This window comes from Pseudomonas sp. LBUM1674 (assembly GCF_059695635.1).
This window is the reverse complement of sequence record NZ_CP166779.1, coordinates 3,313,847-3,336,537: the sequence shown is the minus strand read 5'-3', so window position 1 is coordinate 3,336,537 and position 22,691 is coordinate 3,313,847. Positions and strand designations below refer to the sequence as shown.

Genomic DNA, 22,691 nt, shown 5'->3' with positions numbered 1-22,691 from the left:
TGGTCAGTTGCGCGGTGGCGCTTGCAGATCTATCGGTGCTGCGTTGTTGGGGCGACCGCGCAGCAGCGATTCCGGATGCCGTCCCAGGTAATCCGAGAGCTCGCGCAAGGAGCGCGACATGCGTCCCAGTTCGTCGAGGGTCTGGGTCAGCTGTTCCCGTTGCGGTGAGTCTTCGGCCAGGGTCGAGCTGGCCGATTGCAGGGTCTTGCTGACGTCCGCCAGGGTGGTCTGCACGCCGGGCAGGGTCTTGGCGTTGAATTGGGCCAGGCCTTTGCGCAGTTCGACAAGGTTGCTGTCGAGGTTGCCGGCAATGCGCTCGATCGGCAGCTGGTTGATCTTGTTGACCATGCCCTCCAGTTTTTCCTGCAACTGTTCGAGGCTGCCAGGAATGGTGGGGATAGAGACGGGACGGGCGGTCGGATCGAACACGACTTTCTCCGCCTTGGGGTAGAAGTCGAGGGCAATGTACAGCTGACCGGTCAACAGATTGCCGCTACGGGCCTGGGCCCGCAGCCCGTTTTCGATGAAGGAGCCCATCAGGCGTACGCCAGCGGCTTCGTCATTGGGGTCATGCTTCAAGACTTCGAGCATTTTGATATGAGCCTGACCGAGGCGTTGCGGGTAGATCAGGATGCCGACATTGACCGGGAAGCTGCGTTTCTTCGCGTCGAAGTCCAGATTGACCGACACCACTCTGCCGAATTCGATGCCGAGGAATTCCACCGGCGCCCCGACCCTTAGCCCACGTAACGCCTGGTCGAAACGCAAGCTCAGGTATTGCCCCTTGCCACTCGGCGGGGCGAGGGCGGTTTGCTGGTCTTCGAACAATTCGAAGGATTTCTCCTCCCCGGCCGGTTTGTCGCTGGGGCTGTATTCCGGGGCGCGGAAGGCGATGCCGCCCACCAGGATGGATGACAAGGATTCGGTCTTCACCGCAAAGCCGTTGGCACCGACATTGACGTCGATGCCGCTGGCGTTCCAGAACCGGGTGTTCTCGGTGACGTAGGCATCATTGGGTGCATGGATGAACACTTCAATATTCACCCCTTTGCCGTCAGCGTCCAGGGCATAGGCCACCACCTGACCGACCGGAATCTTGCGGTAGTAAACCGGCGAGCCGATGTCCAGCGAACCGAGGTCCTGGGTATGCAGGGTGAAGCGCTTGCCCGGCTCGCCATAGGTAATGGGCGGCGGGTTTTCCAGCCCGGTGAAGTGCTTCGCCCGGGCGTTCGACTGGCCGATATCGGCGCCGATGTAATCCCCGGAGAGCAGGGTATCGATGCCCGAAACCCCACCAGCCCCGATACGCGGCCGCACCACCCAGAACTGCGAGTCTTCGCGGGTGAAACTTTCCGCCTGCTTGGCCAGTTTGACGGTGGCGTTGACACTCTTCTGGTCGTCGCTCAACTCCACGTCGGACACCACCCCGATCACCACATTGCGGTATTTGACCTGGGTCTTGTTGGCGGTCAGGCCGCTGCCGGTCTTGAACGTGACAGTGATGGTCGGCCCTTCCTGCATGACCGAGTGCACTACCAGCGAAATCCCCACCAGTACTGCGACGATCGGCACGATCCACACCAGCGATACGCTGAAACGGCGGGTCTTGACCGGGGCCGGGCCGGGGGCTTGCGGCCCGTCAGTGGCTTGCGACTTCATCCATGACCTCCTCGTTGGGTGGGTTATTGCGTGCTTTATCCTGCTTGTCCCAGATCAGGCGCGGGTCGAAACTCATCGCCGACAGCATGGTGAACACCACCACCAGGCCAAAGAACAGGATGCCCTGGCGCGGTTCGATATCGCCCAGCGCCTGGAACTTCACCAGCGCCGCCACCAGGGCGACGACAATCACGTCGAGCATCGACCAGTAGCCGATGAGTTCAACGAATCGGTACAGCTTCGAGCGTTCCTTGAGCGCCCATGAACTCCCGCGCTGGACAGTCACCAGCAGCATCGTCAGGGCGACGAACTTGATGCCCGGCACCGCGATGCTGGCGATGAAGATAATCAGGGCGATGTCCCAGGCGCCGTGCTGCCAGAACTCCAGCACGCCGCCCATGATGGTGCTCTCGGAACCGGAACCGAGCATGGTGGTGTTCATCACCGGCAGCAGGTTGGCCGGCACATAAAATATCAGCGACGCCAGCAGGTAAGCCCAGGTCCGGGTCAGCGAGTTGGCCTTGCGCCGGTGCAGCGGCGCGCCACAGCGTTCGCATTCATGAGGGTCATGGGTGATGTCACAGGCCAGGCCGCAGCTGTGGCACAGGCACAGGTTGAGTTCGCTGGCGACCGGTGGCGTCTTCATAAAATGTCCCACAGGTCACGGATATCGCGCCCGGCAATGCGGATCATCATCAGGCTGAGCACGGCCAGGGCAAACAGTCCGATACCGGGCAATACATCGAGCAATCCGGCGAGTTTGAACACCGCGACCATTGCCCCCAGCAGACAGACTTCCAGCATGCTCCAGGGCCTGAGGGTTTCCAGCCAGCGCATGCAGAACCTGAAACCGGGCGAGCGCCGGTTCGCGAGGGCGTAACTCAGGACCCAGATCAACAACAACAGTTGGAACACCGGCGCGATGATCATCGAAATCGCCGCCACCAGCGCAATGAAGGTGATCGGCCCTTGGCTCAGGGCCAGCACCGAATCCCAGAGCGTGGCGCTGTTTTTCAGACCTTTGAGGCTGATGCTCATGACCGGGTAGAAATTGGCGAACGTCCACAGGACAGCCGCCGTGAAGGTCAACGCAAGGCGCTGTTCCACCGAAAGACCGTTATAGCGCTCAAGCACGCCGCCGCAGCGCGCGCACAGGGTTTTCTGATGTTTGGCGAGCGTGACTTTTTCATACACGCAGTCGCAGTGCTCGCAGATGATCAGGTGGTCAGTCGTAGCCATAGGCCGCACTCGCCAGGAGACAGGAAAGTCAGAGCACCCCCTCAATATAGAAGTGCCTTGCGATTGAGCAAATCGAAAGGTTGAACGAGGAGTCCGGGAGGGTGCTGCGGCCACGAAATAATCAATCCCTGCGATGATCCCCCGTAGGAGCTGCCGCAGGCTGCGATCTTTTGATCTTGTTTGTCGGCAGTCCCGAAAAGATCAAGATCAAAATCAAAAGATCGCAGCCTGCGGCAGCTCCTACGGGGTATGCGGTGGTTGCTGTCAGCCAAGCAATTCGCGCAGGCGATACCAGAACATACCAAGTGCTAGCAACGGAGAACGCAGCATAGGCCCGCCAGGGAAGGTCATGTGCGGCACGGCGCTGAACACGTCGAACCCCTGACTGTGTCCGGCATGGATCGCTTCGGCCAACAGCTTGGCGCACCAGTGGGTCACGTTCAGGCCATGGCCCGAGTAACCCTGGGCGTAAAACACGTTGGGATGCTGGCTCAAGCGCCCGACCTGCGGGAAGCGGTTGGCGGAGATACCGATCTTGCCGCCCCATTGATAGTCGATGCGCACGTGCGCCAGTTGCGGGAAAACCTTGAGCATTTGCGGGCGCATATACGCCGCGATATCTGCCGGATCGCGCCCGGAATAATGGCAGGCCCCGCCAAACAGCAACCGCCGGTCCGCCGAAAGCCGGTAGTAATCAAGGCCGACCTTCTGGTCGCACAGCGCCAGGTTCTGCGGGATCAACTGCGCTGCAACCTCGGGTGCCAAAGGCTCGGTGGCGATGATGTAGCTGCCCGCCGGCAGCACCTTGCCACTCAGTTTCGGTTCGAGCTTTTCCAGATGCGCATTGCACGCCAGCACCAGCGTGCCGGCGCGTACCGTGCCCGCGGCGCAGCGCACCTGCACGGTACTGCCATGAATCAACTCCAGCACCGGGCTTTGCTCGAAGATCTGCACGCCGAGGCTGTGTGCCAGTCGCGCTTCGCCGAGGACCAGGTTGAGCGGGTGCAAGTGTCCCGAGCCCATGTCGACCAGACCGCCGGCATACACCCCGGAGTCGACCACTTGCCGGCGGATCTGCTCCGGCCCCACGAGGCAGGTTTGATGGGCGTATCCCGACTCGGCAAGGCTTTGTTGCTCTGCCGCGAACGCGGCGAACTGCGCCTTGGTGTTGGCCAGCTCACAGAAGCCCCAGCGCAAATCGCAGTCAATCCCGTGTTCGCGGATACGGTTACCCACCAGTTCCACCGACTCGATCCCGGCGCGCTCGAGGTAACGCACGCCTTCTTCACCGACATACCGAGCAAAACCGCTGACGTCATGGCCGACCCCGCGGATCAACTGGCCGCCGTTGCGCCCGCTGGCGCCCCAGCCGATCCGTCGGGCTTCCAGCAGAATCACCGAGAGTCCGCGCTGCGCCAGTTCGATTGCCGTGTTGACCCCGGTGAAACCGCCGCCGATCACGCACACATCGGCGACCCGATCCTCGTCCAGCGCGGGGTAGGGCGCCATGCTGTTCGCTGTCGCCGCGTAATAGGAATGCGCGTGTCGGTTATTCATTGGTTGACTTCACTTTGCTCCAGGAACGGGTCATCAGCCGCATGATCGCCTGGGGCGGGGTGGTCGAGATGTAGAGCTTGTCGAGGACGGCCTGAGGCGGATACACCTCTGGATTATTCACCAGTTCGGCTTCCATGTATTGCTGGGAAGCCGGGTTCGGGTTGGCGTAACCGACCGAAGCGCTGACATTGGCGATCACTCGCGGGTCAAGCAGGTTGTTGATGAACGCATGCGCTTCTTTCTGGTTGCCGGCATCGGCGGGAATCGCCAGCAAGTCGAACCACAGATTGCTGCCTTCCTTGGGGATCGCGTAAGCGATATTTACGCCGTTCTTGGCTTCCTTGGCCCGGTTCGCGGCCTGGAACACGTCGCCCGAGTAACCGAAGGCCACGCAAATGTCGCCATTGGCCAGGTCCGACACGTACTTGGAGGAGTGGAAATAGGTGATGTAAGGGCGAATGGTCAGCAGCTTGGCTTCAGCTTTTTTGTAATCCTGCGGGTTCTCGCTGCGCGGGTCCATGCCCATGTAATTGAGGACCGCAGGGAACACTTCATCCGCCGAGTCCATCATCGACACGCCGCACTGGCTGAGCTTCTTCAGGTTTTCCGGTTCGAAAAACACCGCCCAGGAATCGATGCGATCAATGCCCAGCACCTGCTTGACCTTGTCGACATTGTAGCCGATACCGTTGGTGCCCCACAGGTAGGGTACCGAATGCGCGTTGCCCGGATCGTTCTGCTCCAGCAACGTCAGCAGTTTCGGGTCGAGATTCTTGAAGTTGGGCAACTGCGAGCGATCCAGCTTGAGGAAAGCACCGGCCTTCACCTGGCGGGCGAGGAAGTGGTTGGACGGCACCACCACGTCATACCCGGTGCGACCGGCGAGCAGTTTGCCCTCCAGGGTTTCGTTGGAATCGAATACGTCGTAGATCACCTTGATCCCGGTGTTGGCCTGGAAGTCGGCGAGGGTGGTCTCGCCGATGTAATCGGTCCAGTTGTAGACGCTGACGCTTTGCCCGGCCTGCGCTGCGGTGCTGAACAGCACGGCCAGGGCGGCCGGGAGGATGGATTTCAATAGATGCATCGCGACACCTCTTATAGTTGTTGAATTTATTCAGGTGTTTCTCTGGTGTTTCTCTGGTGTTCTCTGTCTCTGTGGGAGCGGGCTTGCCCGCGATGGCGGTCTGTCAGTCAACGGTTATGTTGGATTTACTGGCCTCTTCGCGGGCAAGCCCGCTCCCGCAGGGTGATCTGCACCCCAAAAGTTGGACACCTATCCTGACTTTTGGGGGAGTGAGGTCTCAGACGCTGAGCAACAGGAACTCACGCTCCCAGGAACTGATCACCCGCTTGAAGTTCTCGTGTTCGGCGCGCTTGACCGCGACGTAACCGCGCACGAACTTGCTGCCCAGGTAGCGGCTGACGGTTTCGCATTCCTCCATCTGCGTCAGGGCGTCTTCGATGGTGATCGGCAGCCGCAGATTACGCCGCTCGTAGGCACGGCCCTGAACCGCGGCGCTCGGTTCGATGCGCTCGACCATGCCGAGGTAACCGCACAACAAACTCGCCGCAATCGCCAGATAAGGGTTGGCATCGGCACCCGGCAAGCGGTTCTCCACGCGCATCGAATCCGGCGTGGAGGTCGGTACGCGCAGGCCGACGGTGCGGTTTTCTTCGCCCCATTCGACATTCACCGGGGCCGAGGTGTCCGGCAGGAAACGGCGGAACGAATTCACGTTGGGCGCGAACATCGGCAGCACTTTGGGGATGTACTTCTGCAGGCCGCCGATATGGTGCAGGAACAGCTCGCTCATGTTGCCTTCGGCATCGGCGAAGATCGGCCGGCCGCTGACGATATCGACCACGCTCTGGTGAATGTGCATGGCGCTGCCCGGCTCATCGCCGATCGGCTTGGCCATGAAGGTCGCGGTGACGTTGTGCTTGAGCGCCGCCTCGCGCAAGGTGCGCTTGAATACGGTGATCTGGTCGGCCAGGTCCAGCGCGTCGCCGTGACGGAAGTTGATTTCCATCTGCGCCGGGCCGTCTTCGTGGATCAAGGTGTCGAGGTCCAGGCCCTGCAATTCGCACCAGTCGTAGACGTCTTCGAACAGCGGATCGAATTCGTTGGCGGCGTCGATGGAAAACGACTGCCGGCCACTTTCCGCACGCCCGGAACGGCCCAGCGGCGCCTTGAGCGGCAAATCCGGGTCTTCGCAACGCTGGGTCAGGTAAAACTCCATTTCCGGCGCGACAATCGGCTTCCAGCCTTTGTCGGTGTACAGCTGCAGGACTTTCTTCAACACGTTGCGCGGCGACAGTTCGATGGGGTTGCCGAACTTGTCGAAGGTGTCGTGGATCACGATCGCGGTCGGCTCGATGGCCCACGGAATCACGTAAACCGCATCGGAAACGGGCTTGCACACCATGTCGATGTCGGCCGGATCGAGCAGGTCGTAGTAGATGTCATCGTCGACAAAGTCCCCGGTTACCGTTTGCAACAGCACACTTTCCGGCAGGCGCATGCCTCGCTCATGCAGGAACTTGTTGGTCGGTGCGATTTTGCCGCGTGCAATACCCGTCAGGTCACTGACGACGCACTCGACTTCGGTAATCTTGTGATCTTTCAGCCAAGTGAACAGCTGATCGAAAGGGGCATTCATAAAGACCTCGTTATTGGTTTTATTAACGCCGGGGAGGGTGGTTTCATCCACCACACACTTCCCCTGTGGCGCGTTGACGACTATCTTGGGCGAGCCTTGCGGTTCCATCTATCCACTTTCAGCAGCACCAAAACGCACCAAACGAGTGCGTAAGGTCACCCATGACAGCGTGTAATCCGTTACAAGTCCAAGCCTTCAACACCGCCGACGTAGCCGAACAGATCCGCGCCACACCCGGTTGGGTCCAGCACTACCAGCAGATGTCGCCGGGGCATTTCGCCGGGCGGGTGCGCTACCTCGACCTGCAAGGCGTGGAGATCTACGAGGAACACATGAACACCCGGGTCGAGCAGAATTTCAGTGCGCCCGAGGGTTCGCTGGCGTTCTGTTTCGATCGCAGCGACAACGCGCTGTACGTGTTGAATGAAGAAAGCCGCAACATCTGGATCACCCCGGAGAACTACCAGGAAATCGCCGTGGTGTTCGGTCCGGCGTTCGTTCAGCGTCACGGCCTGAATGTTGCCCGGCTCGAAGGGCTGTTCATGGCGCCGCTGAATTCGGGGCAGAACGCGCTGTTCAGCCGCTGGTTGAGCGGGACCCTGACCCGGCTGACGCAGACACTCGATCCGCCGAGCAAGGAGGCATTGACCCAGCAGTTGCTGGAGGACTGCCTGTACATCCTCGATAACGCCTGCGTCTGCCTTGATCGCGGAGGTCTGCGGCGCCGCGCCGAAGAACGAGCAGTCATGAAGCGTATCGGTGAATGGGCGGCCGACGTTCCGGAAGAAACCCTGAACCTGCTGGAGCTTTCCCGGGTGGCCGGGGTTTCCCTGCGTCAGTTGCAGCAGGCGTTCAAGGCCTACACCGGCATGACGCCCACCCACTGGCTACGCTTGCGCCGGCTCAACAGCGCGCACCGTGAACTGCTCAAGCGCTCGCCCATGGAGACCACGGTGGCCGAAGTGGCGATGCAGTGGTCGTTCTGGCATCTGGGAAGGTTTTCCAGCAGCTATCGGGCGTTGTTTCAAGAGTTGCCAAGTGAAACGCTCAAGCGTACCAGTCGGAATTGATTGCACTATTAAAGGCTGTTGTTATTGCGAAGTTGATGGTTATGTATTTGTTCGAATAACGCTTGTAAGCGTTGTCTGTAGGAAACGTCCTGCACATGTAGCTCTATGTTTCCATGGTGCTAAATATCTTTGATAATCAATGGCTTATTCATACGGCCAAATATAGTTGGACAAGGACTACGACTATTACGTCGGCATGTCGTTTTCCGGAGGCCTGCCAATCTTCTGGCCTATTTCAGGCTCGATCTTCGGGCCGAAAGCCGAGGCCGCCCGCAAAGAGCGCAATGCGCTGAAAGCCGAAGTCGATGCGCTGGAGGTATCCGTCAGCGGCAAACAAAACCTGCAGAGCGCCATAGAAAGCTCGATGTCGAATTTTGGCGATATCGGCATTCGCATGGCCGGCGCCGAAGCCGCACTCAATATCTTGAACACGATGTGGCAAACCATCCTGAGCAAGGTCGATTCGTCTGCCGAACAGTTTGAACGCATCAACAACGCATTGCGCCTGACGTCATTCGTTGCCGAGTTCGCACAGGTGATCGATCCATGGCGCGACGTGAAAAATACCGCGGGCGAGCTGGTGGCCATTTTCAATGAAGCACTTGAAGAATACAAAAAAACCTTCAACTGATCGCCCAACGGACAAAAGGATATTGCCATGAGCATAGTGACGCCGATTGACACCCCGGTTATTCCCGCTATTGAGGTAAAAAACATCGTTCAAACGATCCGTGATGTCTCCAGGCTGGCGAACTTCAGAAATGAGCGCCCGGACGTGCTGCAGGAGAGAGCACACCAGGTGGCCGCGTATTTGAATAACATCGATACCCACATGCGTGAATCCTTTCCTGTGTTGCTGACAGCACTGAACAACGTATCCGGACAGCAATGGTTTGAGGTCCTGGACGAGTTGAACGGCGCTTTGGACAGACAGGATCTGACGCCGGAAGATCGAGCGCTAGTGAGCGACGAACTGCTGAATGTCAAAGGCAATATAGAGGCAATGCTTGAGGGCGTTAGCGCAAAATTTGTTGCACGTTCCCGGCTTCTGACCAACGAAGTGAATGGCCTGTACAAGATCGAAATCGGTGAGCGAGCGGATGAACCGCTCAAAGTGGCACGTGCCCGCAAAGCCAGGGTCCTGGCTCAGCTGAATGACCACAACCTGAATAAAGCGGCCTGCATCGAGCAGCGGGACGTTCTGGTAAAAGCGCAGGATGTGATTCGCGAGTTCAATCTGGCGGACATGTATAAAAACTACATACCGGAGGGCAAGGCACTGGACGGTATGGACCTGGAAAACCCGAAAAAAGAGGCCGTGAAACAGGGTATCGAGTTGGTCAGAAAGGTCTTGGGCTTGGTGTCTGACGGCATCAAATACACGGAACTGGCGACCTCGCGAAACAATCTGGACCTGGAGATTCAGTCGATCAGCCGGTTGATCGAAGGACTCAATATAGAGTTGCTGAGTGCCGAAGATGTCTTGTCCGATATCACTACCGTTGTAGAAATTGGCCTGCGACGCAGGATTGCAGGTGAAGAGATCATGGCGGTGGCGGATATCTGGACAGGGTTTTCAGTGAACCTCGAAACGCTCAAGAGCGTAGGGTACAGCCAGGCGGGACTGCGCAGATTTCTGGCACGCTACAACGAGTCTCTGCAGCGATTGGCGGCAGACTATAACAGCATCATGATCAACTAGGCCTTCGCCGCTGGATGTTGCCTGCCTGCACACCTTGGTGTCGACAGGCAACATTGTGCATTTCGCGCCAGGCGAGTGAGAAGCGCAGGCAAGACTTAAAATAAAGCTCACCAAGGTGAGCTTTATACACAATAATACTCACTGTGCTCGCTATTAACATCTCATTCGCCAACATAATACGTGCTATCGTTAACCTTATGAAGGATAACGCTCATTCTGGTGCGTATTATGAAAGACTTTTTCCCCGTCGCCTGTGCCGACACCCTCAGTAAAATCGGGCTCTTGGTCAAAGCAAGGCGCCTGGCATCGGGCTTGCGTCAAGCGGATATCAAATCGACACTCGGCATTTCCGAGCACACACTGCGCAAAATCGAGAATGGGTCGGAATCCGTCGACCTCCGTTCTTTCATGCTGGTCCTGTGGCGCCTTGGCATCAACGAGTCGATTTTCGCCTCATTGGACGGGATCGAAACCACATCACAGATAACCCGGTATGTCACTGATGAGGACGCACACCAGAGTATTGCCTCCAAACGTGTGCGATTGCGCAAATCCAAAGCGGAGGACTTCTGATGTCCCGTGCCTATATCTACATGGAGCACCCGGACACCGGAGAGATGCTGACCCTGGGCAGGCTGACCCTACAGGGGAAGTTTGGCGAATTCATTTATGCGCCCGACTATGTAAAGAGTGGCAACTGGGTGCCCGACCCCATCAACTATCCGTTACGTGCGCAAGCCTATACCGGCATTACCAAGAACCGAGGGATACCGGGCTTCATCAACGACGCCATGCCGGACGGATGGGGAGAGCGCTTGCTCCAGCGTGCCTTTGGTCAAGTGCTGGCGCCCATCGAATTTTTGCTCAAGTCTCCAAACAACGACCGCGTCGGCAATCTCATGGCCGGGACTTCGACTGTTCCCGTACCCGGTCTGGGAGACAGTCCGGTGCCAACCTTGAAAGGCCTGGCAAAATTCATAGAAGCCTGCGAAGCGGTCTATGACGGACAACTGGATGAACAATCCATCGCAATGCTGAACATCCGCCAGCAACGCTCTTCGCTAGGCGGTGCGCGACCAAAGCGAACGTTGCAGGACCACGGAATGCTGATTCTGGCCAAGCCCCGAGACCGGTTTGACCAGTATGATTTCCCTGCAATCGAATATGCCTGCATGACCTTCGCCGCGTCCAAGGGTATGAACGTCGCAAATACCGCCTTACATGCCGAAACGCCCTCCACGTTATTGATCGAACGCTTCGACCGCACACCATTGGCCGAAGGCGCGAGGCGCATCCCGATGCTCAGCGCACTGACCTTGCTGGATGCGGAATGGAACGAGCAATACCACCGTGATTGGCGCTATGCGGCAGTCGCCGATGAAATGCGCCGGCGCGGTGTCCCGGACGTGGATCTGCAAGAGCTGTTCAAACGCATGTGCTACAACGCCTTGGCGGGCAACAGCGACGACCACCCGCGAAACCACTCGATCATTTGGCTCGCAGGGCAGTGGCGCCTCTCGCCGATGTACGACGTGCTGCCGATTGTCGATGAAGGTCCTGCTCAGGCCCTGGCCATGGCAGTGGGCCGGGACGGCAATCAAATCAGCCGTGCCAATTTGCTCAGTCATCACACGCACTTTGCGCTGACCCGCGAACACGCCGAGCACTTGCTGGATGAAGTGGTTGGTTGGGAGGAAGAGCTGAAAGACTATTACGCTCAGTGGTTGCAGGGCGAAGAATTGCAGATGGCGCGCGGCGCGGTCAGTACTGCGCGTATGCGCTAGCAAGCGTACCTGGGGCAGGATCAGTCCCGGGGTGTGCACCAGTCTCTAAGTCTCTACCTCAAAATGTGAAACGGGTGTCCGGGTGGGTAGGGGAGATTGATAATCTGAAACAGGGGAATTAACAGGTTGATTTATAACTCAACTAAATAGATGTTTAGTTTAATTATAATTGTTGATTATATATCTGATCACTGAGAGGTGGCTTGTCCCATGGCGCAAAACAGACGCGACAACCCAATTCCCAACGCTCAAGACGTGGTCGCCGCACTCAACCTGCAGCCCCATATGGAAGGTGGATTCTACCGCAGAACCTTCCAGACCGATCATTCGACACTCGAGACTGCTGGCGGTCAACGTTATTTGATGAGCTCCATTTATTATCTGCTGAGCGACGATTCGCCGATCGGATACTTTCATCTGAACCGGTCCGACATCGTGCATTACTACCATCTGGGCGACGCGATTCAGTACAGCCTGATTTATCCGGACGGCACATTTAAAACCGTGGTGATGGGCAGCGACATTATCGCCGGACAATGTTTGCAGCTGCACGTGCCTGGCGGAACCTGGAAAGCTTCGCAGCTGCTGGATGGGCCGGCGGGATACGGATTGATCAGTGAAGCGGTTTCACCAGGGTTCGATTATGCGGATGCGCAGATGGGCAATCGGCAGAAGCTTGGCGAGCAGTTTCCCGAACACACAGCGTTGTTTGAGAAACTGACGCAAGGATGAGGGATTGGGTTTAAATCAGCTCCTCAAAATCTGTGGGGAATCCGGCTGATCTGGTGCTCGCTGCACCAAGTGCAGAATCCGAAGTCCCGGAAAATCGCGAGGCAGGCGATGATTTAGCCATAGCGTCTATTATGCGAGGCGACTCTATATGTTTTTTGCGAATTAGGATGACAGTAAAACGGTCTAAAAAACTGTCATATTTTACAGTTATCAAGCGTGGCTAATGGCTAGAGACTGAGGCGTGTCACAGCAGTGCATGTCCTCGATACCAAGGAGAAAAACGCTATGCCAATGCTAACTCCAGAGCAATTTCTCGCCTTGTCTCTAGAGCAACTGAAATCCCTGACTCCAGAGCAAATAAAAAGCCTGACTCCAGAGCAAGTGATACAACGAGATGAGCTATTGAAACAACCACAGCCGAAGAGCCGGATATTTGTGAAAACTCTAACGGGATAAATGCTAGGCAATTCAGTTCAGATGCCATCTAGCCAAACGAAAAACCCCAGCGATAGGCAGACCTCCGGGGTTTTTCTTCGCGTGCGATACGCTTCCCATAAAAAGGAGAACTCCACCACCTACGGTTGCATTCTCTTATTACGTGTAATGTATATTATGTTAAATAAGATGCCATTGTACTGAGCTTCCTGAAGTCGTACACCCTTACGACTCCGCCAATTTGAAACTTTTCGTGCTGAATATGACCTCCGCCCACTCCTCTGTATCGTCTGCGCTCGGTCGGCGCAGCTACTAGCGTCAGGGCGCGGGACTCTAGATTTGCCTGTGCGTTGTACTCCTTCCCCCATCTCATTCGTATGCCGATCAGGGGCGTCTGGAGTCTCGCAGTGCGTCTCTGCGCTCAGCATGGTTTCAATAGTTGGCTACGTGTGCGACGGCCCAACGGTGGCAGACAGATACAGCCGTTCGCCGAGGAACTTTCAAGCACCGCTGGCCCCATACAAGCAGCCCTGAAAAAATTGGGTGATCAACTCTGCGCATTGCGGCACAGCTCCGCAGTGGCAATTGACAGGAGATCCAAATGCTAGTGCTCACGGACATGCAGCGCGCATACCTCAGGAAAATACGAGCCCTCAGTGAAGACCATCAGGGCAACGAAGTATTTGCTGGCCTGACGCTCGAAGAATCTATGCGATTCAACTTTTTGAGTGAGTCGCTTTTGGGGCAGGAGCATCGGACACAGGAAGACGTCGACGAGTATCTCGCCCTTGTCCAAAAGCACGAACATAACCGGACTCAAATGCTAAGCGCAGAGGTAGAGGCCCAGCAGAACAGATCGGGATGTCATTAAACTCATCTAATTTCGTATGATCCGGGCGGCCACCCTGGTGGGCACACGTGTCCAAAACTTCGATGGCCTGAGATCATGCATTCAGGTGAGGATCGGCCTGATTCAAGTTGACCGCTCACAAGAAATAATCTCGGACTAAGGCACTGTATTTCACATGCCGTCCCTCCATCAGCCTGGCTATCCCATCCATAAAGTTCGACCCCATCGATCGGTGCGCCTGAAGCATCTGCTCTTTGAGCCCGTTCCGCATGTTGCTCGACGGTTAAATCGTTGTCGATTTCGTCGGCGTCTCGCAGTGGCGCTTGGTAATGGACTGCTCAAGCGTGTTTGGCCCCCTGCCCCATACGTAATTCATATCCCTATCATGGCGTGATTTGCTAAGCAGCATCGCTTGCCCACTTCGTCGTTACACAAACAATTCACATAGATTGGTCATCATGGTCAGGACGATCACCCACAAGTGCGTTTTTGACATTCGATGAGTGCTTGACGGCCTGCCAGCAGCGCATTTTCAGCTACGATTGATGATGGAAGAGCATGAGACCCCGTCCTGTGCTCTTGCAAATGAGCGAAGCTGCCGGTGCACTGAGCTATGAACCTCAGCCATCAACTCCTCGTTGGCGCCTTGAGTGGCCATGGATGTCTGATTCAACAGGGAGATGAATCGTCATGTATAAAATGAGTGCAGGTTATGCCTGCGTGCTGGTGAAAATGCTGTCGGCGCAAGGATTGGATGTCGACCGACTGTGCTTGGAATCCGGGCTTGATAGGAATCTCGCCGCTATCCCGGGATCATTCTGCGAACGAAGCACTATCTACCGCCTGTTGGATCTGGCTACTCAGGCTTCCGGCGATCCAAACATCGGTTTGAAATCGGCCGAGTACTACCATCCAGGCATGTTTCAGATCGTCGGCTATACCATGATGTCCAGTTCGAACCTCAAAAATGCATTCGAACGACTGGCTCATTTCAGCCCGTTGATCGGCACAGGTTTCACCATGTTTGTTGTCCAGGAACAACAGCATTACCGCCTGGCCACGATCGATCACCATCAACGCGGCTCGATCAAACCCCGCCAGTACACTGATGCCAGCCTCGCAGCCCTGCTAGGTGTTTACCGCTGGCTGAGTGGTAGAAAATCGTTGAGACCGCTGAGCGTGGAGTTCAGCTATCCCGAACCGAAAGACATCCGTGAGCATCAACAGCTGTTTGGCTGCGAGCTGTGTTTCGGGGCAGCCTATGACAGCATCCTGTTCGACGGCGAGGAGCTACTGCGTCCGTCGAGCATGGCCAACGACGCGTTGGCCATGCTCCATGAAAGCTATGCCAACGGTCAGCTTGACCTGCTGAATGACTCCACCATGGTGTGCAGGATTCGTGCGCTGATCACCGAACGCCTGAGCCAGGCGCAAAGACAGGGCCAATGTAATATGGAATCGATTGCGGCCGCGCTGAGCATCAGCAAGCGAACATTGCAACGGGCACTGGAGAAGGCAGGCACGCAGTTCACCAATATCCTGAACCATATGCGTCAGCAACTGGCCGACTTCTATCTGCGCCATTCCCATTTCAATATGCAGCACGTGACTTACCTGCTCGGTTTCCACGACCACAGCAGTTTTCACAAGGCTTGCCTGCGCTGGTTCGGCATGACGCCCGGTCAGTATCGAGCCTGTCAACAATCGCTCGAGGCCAAGGAAAACAAGATTCTTCTAGCCCATTAAGGGAGGTGTTATGCCGATGGGTGAGCACCTAGGTGCTCATCTTGGTTTACCTCAGGCGAATCATCCGGCCGGAAAATCCCAGGCCAGTCTTTGCAGTATTCAAGTCGGGTTTTCGTCCACATGCACGTAGGCGTCGGGTAAAGGCTTCGACGAAGGGGATGACCATTTCGTCAGCGCACATACCTGAAAAGAAACCTCAGACCGTGTCCCTACATCTCGAGCTAAAAGCGACAGAACTCACCATTGATTAGAGGGTGTACCTGCTTCTTTTAAGCCAGGATAATCATCGAGCCCAATCCCCGCTTCAACAACGTTCGTCAGCTCGTGGAGGTGTCTATGAACCACCCCGGCTTCAGCATCAGCGCGCATCTTTTCGAGTTCTTTGATGAACGCTTTGTCTTGAACCGTGGGCTTACTGGTGTATCGCTTGCGTTCAGGTTCGGGTTTGGCGGCATACGTCGTTACCGCATCAGGATCGCTCTGCAGCTTTTCTTTAACTTGAGCTTCCAGCATCGCACGAAGTGCGTATTTATCTGGGGGAATTAGCAATTTATTTACTCCAGTGACAGAAAATTAGAGGCAAAAAGAGCTATTTCATTTGCCCGCTGATGAAATCAAAATTGTAGTTTGCTTCAGTGAACACGCCAGAGATCGACAACTCCCACCGACGGGCTCGAAGTTTCAAACAGAATTTCGCCGGCTCGCAGAATTTATACGATTGGGCGCCAATCGACAAAGCTGCGCATCCCGTTCTGAATGGACGATTTGAAGCCGTTCCATGTTGTGCCGCTGGCACTCATACTCGGCCTCCGCTCGGGTCGGATAGGTGGTCTGCAGCCGCAGCTTTTTCTCATTGTCGTAGAGGTTAAAACCTACGGTCGCGGTTTTACAGTAAGAGCGCGTTCCGTTGCGCATGGACTCCGTATCCGTGGGTAATGCAGGAACAACACCGAATCTCCAGGCCATCTTCACTTCCTCTTCGAGTTCACCGTGGAGCCAACTCTAACTACTAACTATTAGCTGCTACGGACAACTACAGCAAGAAACGCTCCTGCGGATCCGATGAATAGCTCGAGCTTGCGCCAATGGCCCTCGACGGCACATGTGCACGCTATCGCTTTGGCGGAACACCTTTTCTAATTTATCCGTTGTCAGCACCTTCAGCGCATATGTGCGCTCTTTCTAATCCTCGTCTGCCCTATGACTCCGCCGTGGCCACTTTTCTTTCGGAAAAGCTCACGGCTATACGGGTGACTTTGTACGTTCCATAATTCGGGCGGCCAACCAGGCAACCTTGTCTGATCGTTGCGGGTGGTGACGTCCAATTCCGCAAGCATCAGTCTAAAAGCCCTCATGCGCGTCGAGCATAGCTTCCGCTGAACAGTAAGAGCTTCACGTGTAGTGGTCTAATGAAACCGGACACCTATTTAGGCGAGAATGCTCGCCAGATCGAGGTGTCAGATGACCAAACAACGCCGTTCCTTTTCTGCTGAATTCAAGCGCGAGGCTGCCGACCTCGTACTCAAGCAAAACTACAGCTACATCGAAGCCAGCCGTTCACTCGGTGTCGGCGAGTCGGCACTACGCCGCTGGGTCGAACAGGTTCAGCAAGAACGCCAAGGCGTCACCCCGCAGAGCAAAGCGCTGACCCTGGAACAGCAGAAAATCCAGGAGCTGGAAGCCCGGATCGCCCGCCTTGAGCGGGAGAAATCGATATTAAAAAAGGCTACCGCGCTCTTGATGTCGGAAGATCACGAGCGTACGCGCTGATCAATCAGTTGAGCGTCCATGAGCCGGTTGATTGGCTGTGTAAAGTGTTTGAAATCAACCGCTCAAGTTACTACGCCCACCGCCTCAAGCGCCGAACGCCTGATGTCGAACGGCTTCGGTTGCGCAGCCGGGTGAGCGAGTTGTTTTCACAAAGTCGCAGTGCTGCCGGCAGCCGTAGTCTTCTGTCGTTGATGCGTGACGATGGTGAGCAACTCGGTCGGTTCAAAGTGCGCAGCTTGATGCGTGAGCTTGACCTCGTCAGCAAACAGCCAGGTTCTCATGCCTATAAACGAGCGACGGTTGAACGGTTGGATATCCCGAACACCTTGAATCGGGAGTTCGATGTCCCGATACCCAACCAAGTCTGGTGCGGCGACATCACCTACATTTGGGCCCAGGGGAAATGGCATTACCTGGCGGTCGTGCTGGATCTTTGCGCGCGCCGGGTGGTGGGCTGGGCGTTGTCGGAAAAGCCGGACGCCGATCTGGTTATCAAGGCGCTGGATATGGCTTACGAGCAACGAGGAAGACCTCAGGGACTGCTGTTTCACTCGGATCAAGGGTCGCAGGGCGGATTCAACCGGTCGTCGCAACACCTTTGATCGAGGTGTTTATGGGACAACGCGCCAATGGAGCGCGTGTTCCGCAGCTTGAAAACGGAATGGATACCGACCACGGGTTACAGAACGGCTCAAGAAGCCCAGCGCGATATCAGCCAATTCTTGATGCATCGGTACAACTGGATTCGACCCCATCAATTCAACAGTGGGCTGGCGCCAGCTCGGGCCGAAGAAAAACTTAACGTCGTGTCCGGGATTAGTTGACCACTACAACCTACCGGATTGTAAAATCCGTGCCAGGGAACCGACAAGCACCAACAGGGCAGATTCCGCGCTTGCGCGAGTAAGCCTTCCGGTGAGTAACGGATGGTGCAAACTGGCTCACCATTCTTTGGCGAATCGAGGCTAAGGTTCATGTATTGGAGATTCAAATTCCACGACTAGCCCGTTTTCATCGCCCCCGTGGAGCTACTCAGAGGATGTAACGCTTTAGATGGGCAGGACTCACACAATTCAATGATTATCTAAAAAACCAAAAAAGAGGTGATAATGTCTCCCTTTGATATTCAACGGATGTTGATAGATGAGTTTCCACTAACATTTTTGCTAGAGGTAGGGTTTCGGGCAGCTTTTGCCTTTCTTGCCGTTTTCTTGTTCTTAAAATCAAGTGGCCGACGCGGGATAAGACAGCTCTCACTTTTTGAGTTGGTCGTGATTTTGACGTTGGGCTCCGCTGCCGGAGACGTGTCCTTCTACCATGATGTACCACTGTTGCCCGTTGCAGTCGTTTTCCTCACGCTGTTGCTGCTCTATCGCATGACGGTTTGGGTCATGACCAAAAGCAAGAAATTTGAAGCATGGATTGATGGTCTACCTGTAACCGTCATTCGCAATGGCTTATATGAACTTAAATCCTTAGAGAAGCTGAATATTTCATCGAGCGAAATATTGATGGAGCTTCGACAACGGGGCGTTGAGCACTTAGGCCAAGTAAGATTGGCGCTTATGGAAACAGATGGCGACATCAGTCTTTATTTTTACGATCAAGAAGACCTGCGCCCTGGCTTGTCAGTCCTACCTTTAGAACATCGTGCGGAGTTTATAAAAGTGCCCGCTTCGGGACTTTATTGCTGCGTGAGTTGTGGCTTTGCACAATCTATTCTTGAAGAACACGAAGCACGCTGCTCGCGGTGCGATCATGACATCTGGTCAAAGGCGCTGAGCACCCAACGCTGTAGGTGATGGTTGCTGGAAACAATCCCACCAGGCATCAGTCAAATCCACAGGCGCCAGCATTTTGAGGGGAACAGATGAAGGTATTCATAAGCTCGGTGGTAAGGGGATTTGAGCAATTCAGAGCGGCTGCCAAGGACGCCGTAGAAGCTCTGGATATGAAGCCGATCATGAGCGAGCATTTGGAGCCCGCACCTATTCTTCCGTGCATGCCTGCCTGACAGAGGTTGATCAGTGCGACGTCTTTGTCCTCATCTTGGGCGCTAACTACGGCTACGAGCCTGAGCCGGGTCTGTCGGTTAGCCTTGGCGATTGCCTCTCACCACACTCAAGAATTCGACATTAGCCCCTTCGTGCTGGGCCTTCTGCTGTCCTCCTTTTTATGGCTTTACCTCTTCGCACTCATACCCATGGGAATGCTGGAGGATCGATACGATACTCCGCTGGTCAACGCCTGGGGCATCGGCGTCTGGTCTGTCGCCCCCCTCCTCTCTGCAGCATCAGGGGGTTTCTTCTCCATGCTGATCACTCGTTTGCTGATGGGTGTCGGAGGGTCGACTTCGTACCCCGCCGGGGGACGCGCTCTGCGCGAATGGGTGCCTGCCGGCGAGCGCGGAATGGCGACCTCACTGTTCCATGCCGGTAGCCTGATAGGCCCGGGGATTGCTGCGTTGGGCCCGAGCATTGTCGTCAACAGTTACGAATGGCGTGTTGCCTTCGTCATAACTGTCGCTGTTCGATTCTTATGGCTGGCTGCCTGGCTGATATGGTTCAGGCAACCTGAAGTCGCGCGCTGGTTACATCCGCTTCAGGCGCTGCTCGCTGTCGTTAGGAATCTTGCTGCCTGAGCTAAGAGGCATAATTAAAACTTTAGCTGGGAAGGGGTGGATGGCTCGGCAATGTGCTCACTGCCGCCCGCCTTCGGGCCTGGCCTCATTTCACGGAAAAACATTCGCCGATACTCAGAAGGCGATGTGCCGAGGTGAACGCCGAACTGTTGTCTCAACGACAAAGGCGTTCCGAAACCCGCCTCACCGGCGACACACTCGATAGGTAGGTCGGTCGTTTCGAGCAGCTGTTGTGCTCTGGCGACTCGCTCAGCATTCAACCATTTAGAGACGGTACTGCCAGTGGCCTCCCTAAAGCGACGAGTAAACGTGCGCCTACTCATTTTCGCCATGTCTGCCAGGACGTCGAGCGATAGATCACTGGCTAGGTTCATTCGGGCCCACGCCAGTACATCAGACAAATGAGTCTCGCTGGATAGCTGCGGCACAGGATGTTCTACGTATTGAGCTTGGCCTCCTTGCCTATGCGGCGGCGTCACCAGCATTTTCGCGGTGCGATTCGCCACGTCGGCGCCGAGCCGCTGGCGGATCAAATGCAGGCAACAGTCGATTGCCGCCACGGTTCCCGCAGAGGTCATGATGTTGCCATCACTGACGTAGAGCACTTCGGGCCTGAAACGAACTTCAGGGAAACGTCGCGCAAATTCCTCTCGGACTGCCCAGTGAGTGGTTGCTTCTTTGCCATCAAGCAGCCCGGCATCTCCGAGCACGAACGCTCCCAAACATAACCCGACAATGAGCTTTTCTTGCGCGTTAGCGAGCTGTAAGGCTTTCACGAGTTGTGCAGATGCAGCGACTGACTGATTGCCCCACGCCGGAATGACAATTACGTCAGAGGACTCCATCAGTTCCAGACCATGACTGACCTCTAAGCCGATGCCTTGGTCGCTACTCACCATTCCCGGCGTCTCTGCGCAGTAACTGACCTCGTATTGAGGTTCATCAGGTGCAGATTGAGCCGTCCCCAGCACTACTCCCGGCACGGAGAGATGGAACAGGCTCACGCCGTTGAAAGCTAGAACAGCAACACGTATGGATTGCATCAGGCCGCCTCGGATTTGCCGTGTAATTGCTATCGAACGCACACAGGAATTGTGAGCGATCGTTCACAGTGATGTATTTCAAGGACGGAAGGGAACGTCGCCCCCCTCATCGCATAAATCCAGACCCCGCATATCGCTTGGCCCGATTATATCGAAATATGTCATTCAGGCCACTGTTAGGCTTCAAAGCATTCGGCAAGAATGGTGTTCTCGATGTATCTACAGGATTAATCACATGAACTTCAGAACGCTTCCGCTTGCCCTCAGCATTGTTTGCGCTGCTGCCGCCACACCTGCATTTGCGGGCTCAAACGTCACCAACGCGCCGGACGCATCCCATAAAGTGGACTTGCAGCAAGTTCGTAACGCAACGGTGAAAATCACCTACGGCGGCACGACCTTCCTGATCGACCCTATGCTGGCCAAAAAGGGAGCCTACCCAGGGTTTGAAAATACCTACCGGAGTAACCTGCGCAATCCTCTGGTTGATCTGACCGAGTCGCGCGCTGAAGTTATCTCTGGTGTCGACGCAGTCATTGTCACGCATACGCATCTTGACCACTGGGACGATGCCGCACAAAAAGCGCTGCCTAAAGACATCCCATTGTTCACGCAGCATGAAGAAGACGCGCAGCTGATTCGCTCCCAAGGCTTCAAGAATGTGCGCGTACTGACTGATGAAGCTGAATTCGGGGGCGTCAAAATCACCAAGACCGGTGGTCAGCATGGCACTGACGAAATGTATGCCGTACCAGCTTTGGCTAAACCTCTGGGCGAAGCCATGGGCGTCGTTTTTCAAGCGCCAGGCTACAAGACCCTCTACCTCGCCGGTGACACTATCTGGCGTAAAGAGGTCGACCAGGCCATCGAGAAATATCACCCCGAAGTCATCGTACTCAATGCCGGGAAAGCAAAAATGACCGGGTATGAGGGTTCGATCATCATGGGCGAGGAAGATGTTCTCCACGCCTCGAAGGCTGCGAAAAACGCGAAAATCGTCGCCGTGCACATGGACGCAATCAATCACATGTCCCTGACCCGTGAAGAGCTGCGCACCTACGTCAAGAAGCAAGGTATTGAGAGTCGCGTAGATATTCCCGAAGACGGCGCTTCACTGGAGTTCTGATTAATCGGGCCGTAGGTGACGCTGGCTTACTGTCCCGCAAACAGCTCGGCCCTCACGACAACGTCACGTTGATAAATTGACTGGAGATCGTTAATGAAACGAGGTCTTGTAGTAGTTGATCTGCAAAACGAATACCTGCCCACTGGCAAATTGCCTTTGACCGGCATCGAAGGGGCTGTCGCGAATGCTATCCGGGTGATCAGCCACGCGCGCGATACAGGTATTCCAGTTTTTCACATACGGCATGAGTCCGATAATGAGGGAGCTACAATTTTCATTAAGGGATCTACCGGCGCGGAAATTCAACCAGCTGTAGCTCCTGAAGGTCGCGAACCCGTGATCGTCAAAAAGCACATCAACGCCTTCAGGGAAACTGACCTCAAGCAGCAGCTGGATGCCGCTGATGTCCAAGAAATCGTGGTCATAGGAGCGATGAGCCACATGTGCATCGACGCTGTGGTACGTGCAGCAGTGGACATGGGGTATCCGGTTACAGTGCTGCATGACGCCTGCGCCACTCTGGATCTCACATTTCGCGGCTTGAACGTGCCTGCCGCTCAAGCGCATGCGGCGATAATGGCAGCATTTGAGTTCGGCTACGCCAGCGTTAAATCTGTAGACGATTACCTGTTGGCATAAATGAGTGACTGTAAGGCTTTTGGGGGCCCTGTGCGCCT

The 22,691-nt window shown here is 55.7% G+C and carries 20 protein-coding genes and 2 pseudogenes; 14 read left to right on the top strand and 8 right to left on the bottom strand.

Annotation, left to right across the window (positions count from 1 at the left end):
- Window positions 1-3 precede the first annotated feature (3 nt).
- The 6 genes from ACA067_RS15425 to ACA067_RS15400 form a co-directional block, all read right to left on the bottom strand.
- Window positions 4-1,659: a PqiB family protein gene (locus ACA067_RS15425; protein ID WP_497462554.1), complete on the bottom strand. Its 1,656-nt coding sequence runs from the start codon at window positions 1,657-1,659 to the stop codon at window positions 4-6.
- A complete protein-coding gene (locus ACA067_RS15420; protein WP_497462553.1) occupies window positions 1,640-2,305 on the bottom strand; it encodes a paraquat-inducible protein A in 666 nt (221 codons plus the stop codon). Before ACA067_RS15420 ends, ACA067_RS15425 begins: the two co-directional genes overlap by 20 nt.
- The gene (locus tag ACA067_RS15415; protein ID WP_497462552.1) at window positions 2,302-2,898 is read right to left on the bottom strand and encodes a paraquat-inducible protein A; all 597 of its coding nucleotides are present in this window, start codon (window positions 2,896-2,898) and stop codon (window positions 2,302-2,304) included. Before ACA067_RS15415 ends, ACA067_RS15420 begins: the two co-directional genes overlap by 4 nt.
- 264 nt (window positions 2,899-3,162) lie before the next feature.
- Window positions 3,163-4,455, bottom strand: coding sequence for an NAD(P)/FAD-dependent oxidoreductase (locus tag ACA067_RS15410; RefSeq protein ID WP_497462551.1), 1,293 nt, complete (start codon window positions 4,453-4,455; stop codon window positions 3,163-3,165).
- Entirely contained in the window at window positions 4,448-5,539 is a 1,092-nt protein-coding gene (locus ACA067_RS15405; protein ID WP_497462550.1) for a polyamine ABC transporter substrate-binding protein, read from the bottom strand. The genes ACA067_RS15410 and ACA067_RS15405 overlap by 8 nt, the downstream gene beginning before the upstream one ends.
- Before the next feature lie 217 nt (window positions 5,540-5,756).
- Window positions 5,757-7,115: a glutamine synthetase family protein gene (locus tag ACA067_RS15400; RefSeq protein ID WP_497462549.1), complete on the bottom strand. Its 1,359-nt coding sequence runs from the start codon at window positions 7,113-7,115 to the stop codon at window positions 5,757-5,759.
- A 161-nt stretch (window positions 7,116-7,276) separates the two neighbouring features.
- Here ACA067_RS15400 and ACA067_RS15395 point away from each other — a divergent pair, with 161 nt between their 5' ends.
- The 8 genes from ACA067_RS15395 (at window position 7,277) to ACA067_RS15360 (ending at window position 15,434) form a co-directional block, all read left to right on the top strand.
- Window positions 7,277-8,185: a helix-turn-helix domain-containing protein gene (locus ACA067_RS15395; protein ID WP_497462548.1), complete on the top strand. Its 909-nt coding sequence runs from the start codon at window positions 7,277-7,279 to the stop codon at window positions 8,183-8,185.
- Window positions 8,186-8,351: 166 nt separating this feature from the next.
- Window positions 8,352-8,816, top strand: a complete 465-nt coding sequence (locus ACA067_RS15390) for an alpha-xenorhabdolysin family binary toxin subunit A (protein WP_497462547.1) — start codon at window positions 8,352-8,354, stop codon at window positions 8,814-8,816.
- A 27-nt stretch (window positions 8,817-8,843) separates the two neighbouring features.
- Window positions 8,844-9,887 carry an alpha-xenorhabdolysin family binary toxin subunit B gene (locus tag ACA067_RS15385; protein ID WP_497462546.1) on the top strand — a complete coding sequence of 348 codons (1,044 nt, stop codon included), beginning with the start codon at window positions 8,844-8,846 and terminating at the stop codon, window positions 9,885-9,887.
- Window positions 9,888-10,115: 228 nt separating this feature from the next.
- Complete coding sequence (locus tag ACA067_RS15380; RefSeq protein WP_497462545.1) at window positions 10,116-10,460, top strand: helix-turn-helix domain-containing protein; 345 nt, start codon at window positions 10,116-10,118, stop codon at window positions 10,458-10,460.
- Complete coding sequence (locus ACA067_RS15375) at window positions 10,460-11,671, top strand: type II toxin-antitoxin system HipA family toxin (RefSeq protein WP_497462544.1); 1,212 nt, start codon at window positions 10,460-10,462, stop codon at window positions 11,669-11,671. Before ACA067_RS15380 ends, ACA067_RS15375 begins: the two co-directional genes overlap by 1 nt.
- Before the next feature lie 210 nt (window positions 11,672-11,881).
- Window positions 11,882-12,403 (top strand): cupin domain-containing protein, encoded by a 522-nt coding sequence (locus ACA067_RS15370; RefSeq protein WP_497462543.1) that lies wholly within the window; start codon window positions 11,882-11,884, stop codon window positions 12,401-12,403.
- Window positions 12,404-13,439: 1,036 nt separating this feature from the next.
- Entirely contained in the window at window positions 13,440-13,709 is a 270-nt protein-coding gene (locus ACA067_RS15365) for a hypothetical protein (protein WP_497462542.1), read from the top strand.
- Window positions 13,710-14,378: 669 nt separating this feature from the next.
- Complete coding sequence (locus ACA067_RS15360) at window positions 14,379-15,434, top strand: AraC family transcriptional regulator (RefSeq protein ID WP_497462541.1); 1,056 nt, start codon at window positions 14,379-14,381, stop codon at window positions 15,432-15,434.
- A gap of 237 nt (window positions 15,435-15,671) precedes the next feature.
- Here ACA067_RS15360 and ACA067_RS15355 read toward each other — a convergent pair whose 3' ends face one another.
- A complete protein-coding gene (locus ACA067_RS15355; protein WP_497462540.1) occupies window positions 15,672-15,983 on the bottom strand; it encodes a hypothetical protein in 312 nt (103 codons plus the stop codon).
- A gap of 912 nt (window positions 15,984-16,895) precedes the next feature.
- Between ACA067_RS15355 and ACA067_RS15350 the strand changes: the two are divergent.
- The 4 genes and pseudogenes from ACA067_RS15350 to ACA067_RS15335 all read left to right on the top strand — a co-directional run bounded on the left by ACA067_RS15350 (window position 16,896) and on the right by ACA067_RS15335 (window position 19,845).
- Window positions 16,896-18,028 (top strand): annotated as a pseudogene (locus ACA067_RS15350) (IS3 family transposase).
- 285 nt (window positions 18,029-18,313) lie between these two features.
- The gene (locus ACA067_RS15345; RefSeq protein WP_497266493.1) at window positions 18,314-19,006 is read left to right on the top strand and encodes a DUF421 domain-containing protein; all 693 of its coding nucleotides are present in this window, start codon (window positions 18,314-18,316) and stop codon (window positions 19,004-19,006) included.
- 68 nt (window positions 19,007-19,074) lie between these two features.
- Window positions 19,075-19,343 (top strand): annotated as a pseudogene (locus tag ACA067_RS15340) (DUF4062 domain-containing protein).
- Complete coding sequence (locus ACA067_RS15335) at window positions 19,303-19,845, top strand: MFS transporter (protein WP_497462539.1); 543 nt, start codon at window positions 19,303-19,305, stop codon at window positions 19,843-19,845. The pseudogene ACA067_RS15340 and the gene ACA067_RS15335 overlap by 41 nt, the downstream one beginning before the upstream one ends.
- A gap of 14 nt (window positions 19,846-19,859) precedes the next feature.
- Here the strand turns inward: ACA067_RS15335 and ACA067_RS15330 are convergent, their stop codons facing one another.
- Window positions 19,860-20,888 (bottom strand): GlxA family transcriptional regulator, encoded by a 1,029-nt coding sequence (locus ACA067_RS15330; protein ID WP_497462538.1) that lies wholly within the window; start codon window positions 20,886-20,888, stop codon window positions 19,860-19,862.
- A gap of 235 nt (window positions 20,889-21,123) precedes the next feature.
- Here ACA067_RS15330 and ACA067_RS15325 point away from each other — a divergent pair, with 235 nt between their 5' ends.
- Window positions 21,124-22,014, top strand: coding sequence for an MBL fold metallo-hydrolase (locus tag ACA067_RS15325; protein WP_497462537.1), 891 nt, complete (start codon window positions 21,124-21,126; stop codon window positions 22,012-22,014).
- A 93-nt stretch (window positions 22,015-22,107) separates the two neighbouring features.
- Entirely contained in the window at window positions 22,108-22,653 is a 546-nt protein-coding gene (locus tag ACA067_RS15320) for a cysteine hydrolase family protein (RefSeq protein WP_497462536.1), read from the top strand.
- The last annotated feature ends 38 nt before the right edge of the window (window positions 22,654-22,691 follow it).

Bases quoted from the DNA above. Each gene is read 5' to 3' on its own strand.
- ACA067_RS15425 (WP_497462554.1), bottom strand. From the start codon at position 1,659: ATGAAGTCGCAAGCCACTGACGGGCCGCAAGCCCCCGGCCCGGCCCCG.
- ACA067_RS15420 (WP_497462553.1), bottom strand. From the start codon at position 2,305: ATGAAGACGCCACCGGTCGCCAGCGAACTCAACCTGTGCCTGTGCCAC.
- ACA067_RS15415 (WP_497462552.1), bottom strand. From the start codon at position 2,898: ATGGCTACGACTGACCACCTGATCATCTGCGAGCACTGCGACTGCGTG.
- ACA067_RS15410 (WP_497462551.1), bottom strand. From the start codon at position 4,455: ATGAATAACCGACACGCGCATTCCTATTACGCGGCGACAGCGAACAGC.
- ACA067_RS15405 (WP_497462550.1), bottom strand. From the start codon at position 5,539: ATGCATCTATTGAAATCCATCCTCCCGGCCGCCCTGGCCGTGCTGTTC.
- ACA067_RS15400 (WP_497462549.1), bottom strand. From the start codon at position 7,115: ATGAATGCCCCTTTCGATCAGCTGTTCACTTGGCTGAAAGATCACAAG.
- ACA067_RS15395 (WP_497462548.1), top strand. From the start codon at position 7,277: ATGACAGCGTGTAATCCGTTACAAGTCCAAGCCTTCAACACCGCCGAC.
- ACA067_RS15385 (WP_497462546.1), top strand. From the start codon at position 8,844: ATGAGCATAGTGACGCCGATTGACACCCCGGTTATTCCCGCTATTGAG.
- ACA067_RS15380 (WP_497462545.1), top strand. From the start codon at position 10,116: ATGAAAGACTTTTTCCCCGTCGCCTGTGCCGACACCCTCAGTAAAATC.
- ACA067_RS15375 (WP_497462544.1), top strand. From the start codon at position 10,460: ATGTCCCGTGCCTATATCTACATGGAGCACCCGGACACCGGAGAGATG.
- ACA067_RS15370 (WP_497462543.1), top strand. From the start codon at position 11,882: ATGGCGCAAAACAGACGCGACAACCCAATTCCCAACGCTCAAGACGTG.
- ACA067_RS15365 (WP_497462542.1), top strand. From the start codon at position 13,440: ATGCTAGTGCTCACGGACATGCAGCGCGCATACCTCAGGAAAATACGA.
- ACA067_RS15360 (WP_497462541.1), top strand. From the start codon at position 14,379: ATGTATAAAATGAGTGCAGGTTATGCCTGCGTGCTGGTGAAAATGCTG.
- ACA067_RS15345 (WP_497266493.1), top strand. From the start codon at position 18,314: ATGTCTCCCTTTGATATTCAACGGATGTTGATAGATGAGTTTCCACTA.
- ACA067_RS15330 (WP_497462538.1), bottom strand. From the start codon at position 20,888: ATGCAATCCATACGTGTTGCTGTTCTAGCTTTCAACGGCGTGAGCCTG.
- ACA067_RS15325 (WP_497462537.1), top strand. From the start codon at position 21,124: ATGAACTTCAGAACGCTTCCGCTTGCCCTCAGCATTGTTTGCGCTGCT.
- ACA067_RS15320 (WP_497462536.1), top strand. From the start codon at position 22,108: ATGAAACGAGGTCTTGTAGTAGTTGATCTGCAAAACGAATACCTGCCC.